Source organism: Demequina flava (assembly GCF_000975035.1).
GTDB lineage: Bacteria > Actinomycetota > Actinomycetes > Actinomycetales > Demequinaceae > Demequina > Demequina flava.
In genome coordinates, this window is record NZ_BBRA01000002.1 from 634,180 (window position 1) to 647,506 (window position 13,327).

Annotated in this window: 12 protein-coding genes; 6 read left to right on the forward strand and 6 right to left on the reverse strand. The window is 62.2% G+C overall.

Features of this window, described 5'->3' with window-relative positions:
• The first annotated feature begins 1 nt into the window (after window position 1).
• The 6 genes from ybaK to AOP74_RS11615 all read left to right on the forward strand — a co-directional run bounded on the left by ybaK (window position 2) and on the right by AOP74_RS11615 (window position 6,707).
• Window positions 2-508 carry a Cys-tRNA(Pro) deacylase gene (gene ybaK / locus AOP74_RS11590; RefSeq protein WP_061962508.1) on the forward strand — a complete coding sequence of 169 codons (507 nt, stop codon included), beginning with the start codon at window positions 2-4 and terminating at the stop codon, window positions 506-508.
• The gene (locus AOP74_RS11595) at window positions 505-1,233 is read left to right on the forward strand and encodes a YggS family pyridoxal phosphate-dependent enzyme (RefSeq protein WP_061962509.1); all 729 of its coding nucleotides are present in this window, start codon (window positions 505-507) and stop codon (window positions 1,231-1,233) included. Before ybaK ends, AOP74_RS11595 begins: the two co-directional genes overlap by 4 nt.
• Before the next feature lie 137 nt (window positions 1,234-1,370).
• A complete protein-coding gene (locus tag AOP74_RS11600) occupies window positions 1,371-4,073 on the forward strand; it encodes a DEAD/DEAH box helicase (RefSeq protein ID WP_061962510.1) in 2,703 nt (900 codons plus the stop codon).
• 184 nt (window positions 4,074-4,257) lie between these two features.
• Window positions 4,258-4,968 carry a VIT1/CCC1 transporter family protein gene (locus AOP74_RS11605; protein ID WP_152649282.1) on the forward strand — a complete coding sequence of 237 codons (711 nt, stop codon included), beginning with the start codon at window positions 4,258-4,260 and terminating at the stop codon, window positions 4,966-4,968.
• An 87-nt stretch (window positions 4,969-5,055) separates the two neighbouring features.
• Window positions 5,056-5,685, forward strand: coding sequence for a hypothetical protein (locus tag AOP74_RS12400; RefSeq protein WP_174435647.1), 630 nt, complete (start codon window positions 5,056-5,058; stop codon window positions 5,683-5,685).
• Window positions 5,682-6,707: a hypothetical protein gene (locus AOP74_RS11615; RefSeq protein ID WP_061962513.1), complete on the forward strand. Its 1,026-nt coding sequence runs from the start codon at window positions 5,682-5,684 to the stop codon at window positions 6,705-6,707. The genes AOP74_RS12400 and AOP74_RS11615 overlap by 4 nt, the downstream gene beginning before the upstream one ends.
• 117 nt (window positions 6,708-6,824) lie before the next feature.
• Here AOP74_RS11615 and lplAB read toward each other — a convergent pair whose 3' ends face one another.
• The 6 genes from lplAB to AOP74_RS11645 form a co-directional block, all read right to left on the reverse strand.
• Window positions 6,825-7,874 (reverse strand): lipoate-protein ligase LplAB, encoded by a 1,050-nt coding sequence (gene lplAB, locus AOP74_RS11620; RefSeq protein WP_061962514.1) that lies wholly within the window; start codon window positions 7,872-7,874, stop codon window positions 6,825-6,827.
• A 55-nt stretch (window positions 7,875-7,929) separates the two neighbouring features.
• Complete coding sequence (locus tag AOP74_RS11625; protein WP_061962515.1) at window positions 7,930-8,568, reverse strand: SIS domain-containing protein; 639 nt, start codon at window positions 8,566-8,568, stop codon at window positions 7,930-7,932.
• A complete protein-coding gene (locus AOP74_RS11630) occupies window positions 8,565-9,662 on the reverse strand; it encodes an ABC transporter permease (RefSeq protein ID WP_061962516.1) in 1,098 nt (365 codons plus the stop codon). Before AOP74_RS11630 ends, AOP74_RS11625 begins: the two co-directional genes overlap by 4 nt.
• A complete protein-coding gene (locus tag AOP74_RS11635; protein WP_082096310.1) occupies window positions 9,659-10,711 on the reverse strand; it encodes an ABC transporter permease in 1,053 nt (350 codons plus the stop codon). The genes AOP74_RS11630 and AOP74_RS11635 overlap by 4 nt, the downstream gene beginning before the upstream one ends.
• Window positions 10,708-12,198, reverse strand: coding sequence for a sugar ABC transporter ATP-binding protein (locus tag AOP74_RS11640; RefSeq protein ID WP_061962518.1), 1,491 nt, complete (start codon window positions 12,196-12,198; stop codon window positions 10,708-10,710). The genes AOP74_RS11635 and AOP74_RS11640 overlap by 4 nt, the downstream gene beginning before the upstream one ends.
• Before the next feature lie 66 nt (window positions 12,199-12,264).
• On the reverse strand, window positions 12,265-13,296 hold the full coding sequence (locus AOP74_RS11645; protein ID WP_061962519.1) for a substrate-binding domain-containing protein: 1,032 nt from the start codon (window positions 13,294-13,296) through the stop codon (window positions 12,265-12,267).
• Window positions 13,297-13,327: the final 31 nt, after the last annotated feature.

Below are 13,327 nucleotides of genomic sequence, written 5' to 3' on the forward strand. Positions count from 1 at the left end.
TATGTCCCGCAAGCCTCACGCCGCGACGACGACCGGCACGCCGGCCATTCAGCTCTTGGAACGCGAGGGTGTGCCTCACGGGGTGCACCCCTACGAGCACGACCCCGCATCTGACTTGTCCTACGGGCTCGAGGCGGCCGCGTCGTTGGGCGTCGAGCCCGAGCTGGTCTTCAAGACCTTGTGTGTGGAGGCCGATGGCGTGGTCACGTTGGCGATGGTGCCCGTCACCGGGTCATTGGATCTGAAGGCCGTGGCTCGGGCCGCCGGCGCCAAGAAGGCCCACATGACCGACGCCGCGGATGCCGAGCGCATCACCGGATACGTCGTAGGCGGGATTTCGCCGCTCGGTGGGCGCAAGCAGTTGCCCGCGCTCCTGGACTCCTCCGCGTTCGACCACGACCGTATTTACGTCTCGGGCGGCCGGCGCGGCCTCGACATTTCACTTGCCCCGGCGGACCTGGTGCGCCTCACGGACGCCTCGACCGCCCCGATTGGGAAGGACTCATGAACCTCAATCCCGCACCCGCAGATCGTGACTACGCCGCCGAGCTTGCGGAGGTCAAGGCACGCGTTCACGTCGCCGAATCCTCGTGCGGCCGCTCCGGCGCAGGCACCCAGATCCTCGTCGCCACCAAGGCGTGGGAGGTCGATGCCGCGGTTGGCGCCGTACGCGCCGGCGCCAGGCTTGTGGGCGAGAGCCGCATGCAGGAGCTGGCACACAAGGGTGACGCTCTGCGCAAGGCGGGGGCCGTGGTGCACGTCATTGGGCAGCTCCAGCGCAATAAGGCGGGCATTGCCGTGGAGTACGCGTCGTGCGTGCAGACGGTCGACTCTTTGAAGTTGGCCGAGCGGTTGTCGCGCCTGTGCGTCGAGGCTCAGAGGGACTTGCAGGTCATGATTCAGGTGAACGTGTCCGGCGAGGATTCGAAGGCCGGGGTTGCGCCGGAGGAGGCGCTGTCGCTCGCGGCGGCTGTCCATGCGCTGCCCGCTCTCGAGGTCGTGGGGTTCATGACCATTGGGCTCAACTCCTCCGTTGAGGCGGATGTGCGCGCGGGATATGCGAAGTTGCGGGCTATTCGCGATGAGGCTTTGATCTCCTCAGAGCGCGGCAAGATCGACCTGTCCGGCGCGTGGCAGTTGTCGATGGGAATGTCGAACGACCTGGAGTGGGCGATCGCGGAGGGCGCCACCATGGTGCGCGTCGGAACAGCAGTAATGGGCGACCGAGACTAGGTCCCGCCACCCCCGGCTGTCCCCGTTCTCCCCTGGCCGTACATACTCGGCGGGATTTCGCCGCCGCGCCCCTCCTGGCCGTCACTTTGCGTCGGTCTGGACCCCAGCATCGGCCCCGCACGCAAGAATGGACAGCGATGACTGACGTGAGCCGCTCCCTCCTGCCCTACTTGCCCGCCGCCGAGCAGGGCACCGCACCCGACCCCGACGCGCTGTACGAGGCGTTCTCGCAGTGGTCGATCGAGCAGTCCCTGCCGCTGTATCCGCACCAGGATGAGGCGCTCATGGAGATCGTCTCCGGCTCGCACGTGATCCTCGCGACGCCGACCGGCTCAGGAAAGTCCCTGGTAGCAGCTGGAGCTCACTTCGCGGCGCTCGCGGCGCACCAGGCAGGCACCGGCGGCCGCACGTACTACACCGCACCGCTAAAGGCCCTGGTCAGCGAGAAGTTCTTTGACCTCATCGCGCTGTACGGCACGGAGAACGTCGGCATGATGACGGGCGACTCTGCGGTCAACCCGGACGCGCCCATCATCTGCTGCACGGCGGAGATCCTGGCCAATCTTGCCCTGCGCGACGGCTCCGCCACGGATGCCTCGCTCGTCGTGATGGACGAGTTCCACTTTTACGCCGACCCCCAGCGTGGATGGGCGTGGCAGGTGCCGCTCATCGAGTTGCCGGGCGCGCAGTTTGTGCTGATGAGCGCGACGCTGGGCGACACCGAGTGGCTGGTGGAAGACCTCGAGGAGCGAACATCACGGTCGGTCGCGGAGGTGACGACGCTTGAACGCCCGGTCCCGCTGAGCTTCGACTACAGCGTGGAGCCGCTACCGGAGGTCGTGGAGCGGCTGATCGAGACGGGCAAGGCGCCCGTGTACATCGTGCACTTCACGCAGAAGGATGCGGTGGACCGCGCGCAATCGCTACTCAGCATGAACGTCGCGTCCAAGGAAGAGCGCAAAGCAATCGCCGATGCTCTGGACGGCACCCGCTTTGGCACCGGCTTTGGCAAGACGCTGAGCAAGTTCCTGCGGGCCGGAATTGGCGTCCACCACGCGGGAATGCTGCCCAAGTACCGGCGCATCGTTGAGCGCCTGACGCAGCGCGGACTGCTCAAGGTCGTGTGCGGCACGGACACTCTCGGCGTCGGCATCAACGTGCCGATCCGCACCGTGCTCATGACGTCGCTCGTGAAGTACGACGGCGAGCGGATGCGCCACTTGAGCGCCCGCGAGTTTCACCAGATCGCCGGTCGCGCTGGCCGCGCCGGCTTCGACACCGAGGGCGACGTAATCGTAATGGCGCCCGAGCACGTCATCGAGAACCGCAAGGCCCTGGCCAAAGCCGGTGACGATCCCAAGAAGCGCAAGAAGATTGTGCGCAAGAGCGCGCCCCAGGGTTCAGTGAATTGGACCGATGCCACATTTGAGCGGTTGCGCGACGCACCTCCCGAGCCGCTCACCAGCCGGTTTGCCGTCACGCACGCCATGGTCCTGAACGTGTTGGCGCGAGGAATCGAGAATCCGGCGCTGGACCGGCCTGCACAAGATCCCGTGCAGGCGATGGTCGCACTGCTCGATGCGCTCCACGAAACGGACGCCCAGAAGTCTGCCCACGTGCGTCAGGCACTGCGGATCTACAGGTCGCTGCGCGTTGCGGGCGTGGTGGAGGCCGTTCGGGTCCCGGACGCGACGCACCCGCGCAGCGAGCGACCCTCGGTGCGTCTCACTGTCGATGTCCCCCGCAACTTCGCTCTGAACCAGCCGCTGTCGCCCTTCGCCCTCGCCGCGATGGACCTGCTCAACGTAGAGTCCCCCGACCACGCGCAGGATGTGGTGTCTGTGATCGAGGCGACGCTGTCCGATCCTCGCCAGATTCTTGTCGCGCAGCAGCACGCAGCCCGGGGCGAGGCCGTCGCGGCGATGAAGGCCGACGGGATTGAATACGAGGAGCGCATGGAGCTGCTCGAGGAGATCACCTGGCCTAAGCCGCTCGAGGAACTGCTGGAGCCCGCGTTCATCGCGTACCGACAGTCCAATCCATGGATCCTGGATGCGGAGCTGTCGCCCAAGGCGGTCGTGCGGGACATGCTCACCAAGGCGATGTCCTTCGGAGACCTTGTGTCCACCTATGGCCTGGAGCGCACCGAGGGCATCGTGCTGCGCTACCTCGCCGAGTCCTACCGGGCGATGCGCCAGACCGTGCCGGAAGATCACCGGACCGAGGACGTTGTGGCCATCACAGAATGGCTGGGCGAGATGGTCCGGGCCACCGACTCATCACTGCTGGACGAGTGGGAGATGCTGCAGAACCCGGAGGCCGCCCTCGCAGCGGCAGCCGACGGTGGCGACCTGGCGGCGGATGCCCTCGCTCCCCCGCCGGTTGCACAAGCACGCCCCATGAGCGGCAATCCGCGGATGCTGCGCCGCTTGGTGCGCAACGCGATGTTCCAGCGCGTGGAACTGGCTGCGCGCGAGGACTATTCGGCGCTGGGTGCGCTCGATGGATCGGCCGGATGGACCGCCGATGCGTGGCGTGAAGCTCTGGATCCCCTGTTCGAGGAGCAAGGCGACGACGCCATTCAGATTGGTCCCGACGCCCGGTCCGCTCGACTGATCACGTTCGTGGAGCCCGGCGGCGACCACTCCGACGGCTTGGCGCAAGCGGCCCTCGCCGCGACTCCGGATGCGGCACTGCCCGATGGCACGTGGGTGGTGCGGCAGGTCTTCGACGACCGGGATGGTGGCCACGACTGGGCGATGGTCGCGGTCGTGCACCTGGAGGACTCGGACGAGGCGGGAGCGCCCGTCTTCGAGATCATCGCGGTAGGCCCCCAGTAGCGACTCGACCACGTTGCCAGGTGGTGGGCGTCGCGGAAGGCGACCCTGGCATCGGCCCTATTCACGTCGAATTTACGGACGGCCGAACTTCTGCTTTCGGCATATCTACCAGGGATTTCAGGGCCAGTTAAGACAGGCTTGCCTTCCTAGCGGGCGGGCCATGGGTCGTTCTACTCTGACGGCTATGAGCACGATCGACCCACACCACATTGACGAAGAATCCGTCTCGCGACGCCTGAACGCCCTGCGCGCGGGCGTGCTCGGGGCGAACGACGGCATCGTTTCTGTCGCCGGCCTCGTCATCGGTGTCGCAGCGGCTACGCCCAATAATCACGGCGCAATTCTGGCCGCCGGTGTGGCGGGCCTCACGGCGGGTGCGCTGTCGATGGGCGTGGGCGAGTACGTCTCCGTCTCCTCGCAGTCCGACGCCGAGAAGTCGCAACTCCGCCGCGAGAAGCGCTGGCACCAGGTGCGGCCGGACTACGAGCTCGAGCAGCTGGTCGAGCTCAACATGGAGACCGGCATGAGTGAGGCGACCGCACGGGTGGCGGCGCAGGAGCAGACGGCGCACGACCCCGTCGCGATCCACGCTCGCATGCACCTCGGGATCGACCCCGACGAGGTCACCAGCCCGTGGCACGCGGCCTATGCGTCGCTAGGGGCGTTCACCCTGGGCGGGCTGCTGCCGCTGCTCACGATCCTGCTGGTGCCGGCATCGGCTCAGGTACCGGCCACTTACGCGGCCGTGATTGTCGCTTTGGCCATCACCGGGTTCGTGTCGGCGCGCTGGGCTCACTCACCGCGTGGCCGGGCCGTACTGCGCAACATCGTGGGAGGAACTCTCGCAATGGCGATTACTTACGGGATTGGCTCGCTGATCGGGGTTGCCGTCTAGTTTTCCACAGGCGGTCGCATTGCTCTGGCGCGGGCGCTTGCGGGGCGGCTAGGGTCACGTGGCATGGGGGCAACGCAGACTCTTCACTTGTTTAAGCGCGTCCGTGGTGCGCTGGCGGCGCTGGGCATCCTGGTGGGCGCGACGGCGTGCACCGGCGGCGGTTCCGCGGCGCCTTCCGTGAGCCCCACGGCCGATGCTGGGGAGGCTTTGCCTTCTGCCTCGCCCAGCGCGTCACCTAGTACTTCACCCTCGCCGTCGCCAAGCCCGACCGAACTGTCGGTCGAAGAAGTACGGGCGCAACTACCCGAGGCGGCCCTCACCGAGGACTTTCCAGGTGCCGATGCCTTCGCATCCTATTTCCTTGACAACTATCAAGGACTCTCTCAGCAGAACCCACTCCTTTTCAAAGCACTGTCCGCCGACACCTGTGACTTTTGCCAGTCGGTTGCGACCGCGCACACCCGGCTCCGTGAAGACGGCGTCACGATAGCCGGAGGCGATCTAGAGATCGTCAGTGACCAGGGCTACGGAGGCCAACAGGTAGACGGCACATTCGGACTTGAGTACGACTTCGCCACCTCCGACCTTGTGGAGACCGCTGCGGACGGAACCGTTATCCGCGAGGTCGCTGGCTCGGAGGGCCGTGCAACCATCATCGTGAATTTCGACGAGCATTGGAAGGTAGAGGCCGTTGGTTCGGATCAGGCGGGCGAATGACGGCAACAGCCTTTATCCATGCCATTGCGGTAGCAATTGCTGTCGCGGCGGGCACTGGAACGACCGACACTAGCGACCACGAGTTCACTGGCGTCACAAGGGACACTGATGTCCGCCTGGATCTCGTCACTCCAGGGGATGAACCGGCAGATCGTGCAGGAGCTAGCAACGTCTCCGCAGCGAGTACCCCGACTCGTTGGCAGCGTGCGCCGATGTGCACGGACTGGGCCATGGCGGGTGAGGATCCGCATGCGGTGAGCGTCGAGTTCTTTGGGTCGATTCCTGCATGTGGTGCGGAAGGTCAGGTCACGGCGCGCATCGAATGTGGTGACGGCGAGGAGATTCAGGATCCTCTGTGGCGTTCGGACCCACTCGATGGCTCAGATCTCTACGGTGGCTGGCGACGTGTCAGCTATTACACATGCACGACTGATCCGATTCATGCGTTGGCGATTGAGGCCTGGCAGTCCATGACGATCGCGCCCGAGGGCTATGTGTTGCAGCCCGACAACGGATGGGCGACCACTCACCAGGGGTTCTACGCCGTTCCTAATGCCGAAGCGCAAACTGCGACCGTGACGCTCACGGGCACCACGGTCACACTGCGAGCCACTCCAACTACATGGCACTGGTCTTCCACCGACGGCGACAAATACGTCCACACCACCCCGGCAGGCGGCTACGAGAGCGATGATCTGCCAATTACGTTCACGCCGGGTGAGCGACGCATCGGCTGGAACCTCACCACGACATGGGAAGGTGCCTACAGCCTCAACGGCGGCAGCACGTGGATCGATGCGCCGGGCACGGCAACCACGACGAGCGAGCAACGCTCTATTCACTTGTACTCGCCGACACCACGCCTTGTCGACTGTGACTTGGGCGGCAACTGCGCATCCGGCCAGAAGGCACCCACCGGTGCAGTCCCAACATTGACCGACCCGGACGCAGACGGCATCGACAACCACGCCGTCCCAGACGACGACATCAACGCCTACCTCGACAAAGTCGGACGCGGCTAACCCCGGCCACCACGACTCACGCAGGAACCACCGAAAACTGACGGCCACGGACCCGCCAACCCACAAACCCCGCCGAGTATGTACGGCAGGCGAGATAGGGCGCCAGGGGAAGTGGAGTTATGGCACCAGGCCGATCCACTCCGGCTTCGAGAACTTGGTCTCGACGAGTTCCGCCGCAGCATTGAGCTCATCAGGGCTCACCGAACCCGCAGTCGTCGCGTAGCGCCCGGCAAAGTGGCCAAGGAACGCATCGATCACGTCCTCGCGGGCCATGCCGGTCTGCGACCGCAGCGGATCAACGCGTTTGTTGGCGCTCTTGGTGCCCTTGTCGGACATCTTCTCGCGGCCGATCCGGAGAGTCTCGAGCATCGCGTCAGCGTCAATGTTGTACGCCATCGTCACGTGGTGGAGGACTGCACCGGACGAGTACCGCTTCTGCGCAGCGCCCGCGATCTTGCCAGCGTCTGATGCGATGTCGTTCAGCGGGATGTACCGCGCCTGAATACCAACGTCCGCGAGTGCGCCAAGCACCCAGTCGTCGAGGAAGGCGTAGGACTGCTCAAACGACAGTCCCTCGACCAGCGAAACCGGCACGGACAGCGAGTAGGTGATGGTGTTACCAGGCTGAATAAACATCGCGCCACCACCGGAAACGCGACGCGTGACGGTGATGTCATGCTTGGCGGCGCCCTCGGGGTCGACCTCGTTGCGCAGCGACTGGAAGGACCCAATCACGACGGCCGACGAGGCCCACTCCCAGATCCGCAGCGTGGGACCACGACGGCCTTCGGCGACCTCGCGGGTGATGACATCGTCGAGCGCCATCTGCATGTGTGGCTCGCGCGGCTCGTCGTGAAGGATCTCGAACGTGTGGTCGTGCCAACCGGTCGCATGGCCCAGGGCGCGGCGCACGGCGATCGCAACCGCTTCCGGCGAGAAGCCGACGAACTGAGCATCGGGTCCCGCGGCGCGCTCGACCACAGCCGCGAGCGTGGCGACAGAGGACTGCGCAGGCATCCCGGTCAGCGCGAGGCGAATGTCGAGGAGCGCCTCCGACGGCTCCAAGAAGAAGTCGCCCGAGATCACCACCTGCGACAGCGCGTCCGCAGACACCTCGACATCTGCGACGACAAGCTTGCCGCCAGGAACCTTGTATTCACCGTGCATAGCTCCATTGTGCCCTCGACCTAAGCCCGTCAAATACTTGGGTCCCGAAGGCGCCCTAGTGTGCGCCATCCTCGCGGCCAGTCACGACCTCCAAGAGTTCTTCTGCTCCCTTACCGACAGCCCCACCTGGGTGGCTGTGCAACACGCGGTCCCAGGTATAGCCACGACGAGACATCAATACAACGGCGAGAGCGTCGCCCCAGGCAGCTGTCGCCAACGTGCTACCCATGGCGATGATTCCCCCCAGGTCCGCCGCATCGCTGCTGACCCGGACCACCAAGTCACAGCCACGTGCCAACGGGCTCGTAAGCTGCCCGGTCAACGCGACTGTGAATGTCCCACGATCCTTAACCCTCGACACGAACTCGACTAGTTCAGTTGAGTCACCTCCTTTCGAAAGTGCGATGAGGAGGTCGTTTTCGTTGGCAACTGCGAGACTACCGTGCAACGCATCTGAAGGGTTTTGATAAAACGCAGGCGTGCCGGAAACGTTGAGAAGGTGCGCGAGCCGCCGTGCAATCGTTCCCGAGGTTCCGGCACCAGACACAATCACTTTGCCAGACGTCGCCATGATCTGATCAACCAGAGCGAAGAAATCGTCATCCACCTGATCCGCTACATATGCGACCGCTTCCGCTTCCGACCGGATGAAACGTTGCGCCTCATCGCGCTCACTCGCTTTATCGACCCTCACTTTTGGTGCTCCTTCTGCTGATTCGTCTGACTTGTCTGGGCATTGGCCCGCCGGCGTCTCCTGCTTATCGCTTCCGAGACTCGTTTTCTTTCGAATGCCACGACGAATACGCCGACCAAAATCAGACCTTGAACAATTTGATAGATATACGTGCTCACGCCCATCATGTTGAGACCCGAGGCGATGAGCTGGAGGACGATTGCGGCGAGCGCAGCGCCGACAACCGCAACTCGCCCGCCAAACGGATTCGCCCCACCGAGTACGGCAATCGTGATTGCGAGCATCAAGTACGAAGAGCCATAACCGGCTGAAGCGGAAGCCGTGCGCGAGACGAGAACCAAGCCGGCGACCGCCGAGATGAGTCCCGCAAGAACATAAGTCCTTGTCACGACCCACGTGTAGGCGATACCGCTGTACTCAGCCGCGGTTCTTGAGGCACCCATCATCGTCGAGCTCACGCCATACTTGGTCTTGGTCATGAGCAGCCACACGGCAACCACGACGACCCCGAACAGCCAGAACACGATGGGTACACCGAGCAGCGAGTTGTAACCGAACGATGAGAGCGGGTCTGTCACCCCATACGCGGCCTCACCGCGCGTGATCGCGACGGCGACTCCCGTGAAAATCTGCATTGTCGCGAGAGTCGTCAGAATCGGTGCCACCTTAAGTTTCGCAATAACCAGCCCGTTGAGAAGGCCGCACAGCACACCGATCAGCAACCCACCTGCCACTGCGATCAAGGTTGCGGTGAGTTGCCCCTGACCTTGCTCAACCCCAACACGGGAATACCAAGCAATGAATATTGCTGTGAGGTTCGCTACCGCGACGGTGGACAGATCAATTCCGGCTATCGTCATTGCAACCGAAATAGCCAGCGCCATCAGCCCCACTTCTGGGATCGAAAATGCGATGGACTCTACATTCAGCAGAGTTGCGTAGGAGTCAGGATTAATAGCGGAAAAAGCCATCGCAAGCACTAACGCGAGCGAGAGGAGCCCGAAAGTGCTTCCATTGCGCTTGACCGCAAGCGCCCAAGGCGGAGTGGCCTGCTCGACGGACCGCGAGGCCTGCCGTCCCGTATCAATACTCATGCCGACGCCTCCGTCGATTCTAGGATCCTAGTAGTTTTCGCTTCACGTGACGAGGCCTGTGCCTGAATCGCGACACCGACAAGCACCACAACACCGACTACAAGTACGTGCCAATAGCTCGAGACTCCGAGCCGCACTAGAGAGTTCTGAACAAGTGAAATAAGCAGTACGCCATACACCGTGCCCTTGACAGAGCCACGTCCGCCAGAATCCAACGCTCCACCGATGACTACGGCTGCAATCACATTGAGTTCGGTGCCCACCAGCTCAAAGGGCGACGCATGGCGGGACAGAACGACGTGCACCATGCCGGCAAACCCTGCGAGTGCTCCGGCGATCAGGTAGATCCGGACCTGGACGCTCGGCACACGAATGCCCACACGGCGAGCCGACTCTCGATCACCACCAATCGCATAGATCGAGCGGCCAAACATTGTTTTCCGGAGCATCCACGAGACCAAAAAAGCAAGTGCGATCACGGGAAGGACAAGAATGTTCACGGGGCTGTTGCCAAGCCTCATGATGGACGAGGCCCCGATCGCGTCGAGCTGCGCCGGAAGCGTAGATATGTACACACTTCCGATGAACGCGAGGAGCACACCTCGGATGATGACCTGTGTCCCCAGCGAGGCAATGAGCGTCTCCATTCGATAGCGAGCAACGAACAAAGCGTTCAGTGAGCCGAGTGCAATGCCCATTATCGAAGCCAACAAGAAAGGCCATAGAGCCCCGTCTACGCCGAAGAAGTTCATCACGGTTATTGTCGCGTAGCCACTGAAAATTGCGATGGCGGGAAATGACACATCCATGCCGCCCGAAATAATCACCAAGAGCAACCCAAGCGCAAGAGCGAGAGTCACAATCCCGGAGCGGATGATATCTCCTACAAAGGTCATGGTGAGCGCTGAGGGCTCGACGATCGCCATGACTCCCAGGAGGGCGAGAATCAGCAGCAACAGCGCTGTCTCGTGATTTTCGCCCTTATAACGGTCCCAGATTTCGTGCACTCTCAATCGTGCGCCGCGGGATCTGCGCGTATACGCCTTCATCGGTCCAACCTTTCGCGAATACGTTCGGGCGACACTTCGTCCATCTCCAGTGCGCCATCCATCCGGCCGCGTCGCACAAACAAGACTCGATGGCACACGCTGACGAGTTCCGGAACATCGTCGGAGATCATCAGGATGCCTGTGCCCTGTTCCGCGGTGAGTCGCAGAATGTCTAGAATCACGGCCTTGGATCCGGCGTCCACGCCAACCGTGGGTCCGTTCAGTATGAGAACGCTAGGCTCGGTCTCCATCCATTTGCCGAGTACGACTCTCTGTTGGTTTCCCCCCGAGAGTGAACTCACTGGGTTCGCGGGATTGTCGGTTTTGATGCCGAGCTTCTCAACCGCGTGTTGCGACGCGCGAGCCATCTGCCCACTATCGAGGAAGCCTCCGCGCCCACTCACTTTGTCGAGTGACGCAGCGATAAGATTTGACTCAATGCTCTGCTCAAGAATCACGCCTTGGGTAAGTCTGTCTTCCGGCACGTACCCGATACCAGCTTCAATTCCCTCTTGGACCGACCCGATGGGTTTGGCTTGGCCGGCTACGCGGATCTCGCCGGTATCGATCGGCAAGATGCCAAAGATCGATTCTGCGATCTCTGAACGACCTGACCCGAGAAGTCCTGTCAGTCCAACAATCTCGCCGGCACCGACTTCGAAGGAGACTCCTTCAAAGAGATCGTTTCGGCCGATCTCGTGTACTTCAAGCGCTGGCGCCTTGTCTTCTACGGGGAGCGCGGAAAGTTGGCGCTCTTCTGACGGCAGATAGCCAAGAAGCGACTCAATCAGCGTGTCGGGAGTAAACTCAGCGGCAGCCCCGCTCTTGACGACCGCACCATTTCGTAGAACCGTTATCCGGTCCGACATCATGAAGACCTCTTCGGTCTTGTGCGACACAAAGACGATGGCAACGCCGTCTGCTTTGAGCTGTTCAACGACGCGACTGAGGGAGTCGATCTCCCTCCAGGTAAGAGCGGTGGTCGGCTCGTCCATAAACAAAACCTTGACGTCGAGCGCGAGCGCCCGGCAGATCGCGACGAGTTGCCGGTCCGCGACCGAAATGTTCTCGACCTTTTCATCTAGGCTCAGTTGGAGGCCTAACCGCTCAACTACCCGCGCCGCTATAGACCGAGCGGCTTGTACGCGGACGACCTTGCTTCTTGCCTTCACTCGTGCAGACATTGCGATGTTCTCCGCCACCGTGAGGTTCGGGAACAGAGACATGTCCTGGTAGATGACCTGAATGCCCAGATCAATAGAGTCCGTCACGGACGGCCGACCTACATCCACACCATCCATTTCGATGTGACCTGCGTCCGCGGTTTCTACGCCGGAGATAATCTTGATCAACGTCGACTTGCCTGAACCGTTGGCACCAGCGAGACACATTACTTCGCCAGCGCGTACGTCGATGTCAACCTCGGTCAACGCCTTGACGCCACCGTAGGTTTTGGTTATTCCCTTTGCCTGCAATGCAAGCGGCATGATGTCTCTCCTCAAAGGGGCGCGGGGGCCGACCGGGAGGGATGGCCGACCCCCGCTGAAAATCACTTAGAACGGGTAGTCTTCGAGGTTGTCCAAGCGGATCTCGATCCACGCGTCACCGTAAAAGTTGTTGGCGATCTCCGGGTCCTGAGTGATCGACTCGTACCCGGGGACGCCGAGGTCCATGCCATCAACGATCTCTTCACCGTCCATCACCAGCTGCGCTGCCTGCAGCATGGCCTGACCCGCCAGCGCGGGGTCCCAACCAGTGATGACATCAATTGAGCCATCGTCGAGGAGACTGCCTGCCGTGGATGGCGTGGAGGTTCCGACCACACAGGTGTCGCCTTGCAGACCTGCTTCTTGTACAGCCCGCCCAATACCTGCAATGTCGGTTGACGCGGCGCCAATGAAGCCCTTGATATCTGGATAGGTTGCGATAATTTCCTTGGTTCGCTGATACGCGGTCTCTTGATCTTCTTCCGAGGAAATGGGGTCGGCCACACGTGAGATGTCAGGGTAGTCAGCGGCAGCACGTTCGAGCGCTCCTTCTGCCCACACGTTGTGGCTTGCAACTGTCAGCGAGCCAACCATATGGGCGTACTCTCCGGAATCTCCCATGCACGCGGCGAGCGTGTCCATCTGGAAGCCTCCATACGCGTTGTTGTCGAACGCTTCAATATTGGCAACAGCGTTCTCAATGCCCGGTGCTTCGTGAGTAATCACGACGATGCCCGATTCCTCCGCACGCTTGAGGACGGACTCAAGCGACTCGGGCGAGTTCGGCACAACCGTCAACGCGGCCGGCTGCTGCGGGATCAGATCATTGATCACCGCAATTTGCTTCTCTTCAGATGCATCGTCGCCGGCTGTTTGGGTGACGACAGTACCGGGGTGTTCAGCTGCCCACTCCTGGTTGCCGACCTCCATCCGGTTAAACCAATCTCCGCCGGCCAGCTTGACGACGTTGACCATCGTCACTTCGCCTTCATCGCCCACTCCGGCTTCTGTAGAGTCCGCACTGGCGCTACAGGCTGCGAGCGCGACACCTGCTGCCGCCGTGAACGCGAGGACTTTGACACGACTTTGTGTAACCATCTTTTCTTCCTTTTGTGTGTTGTGTGTTGAG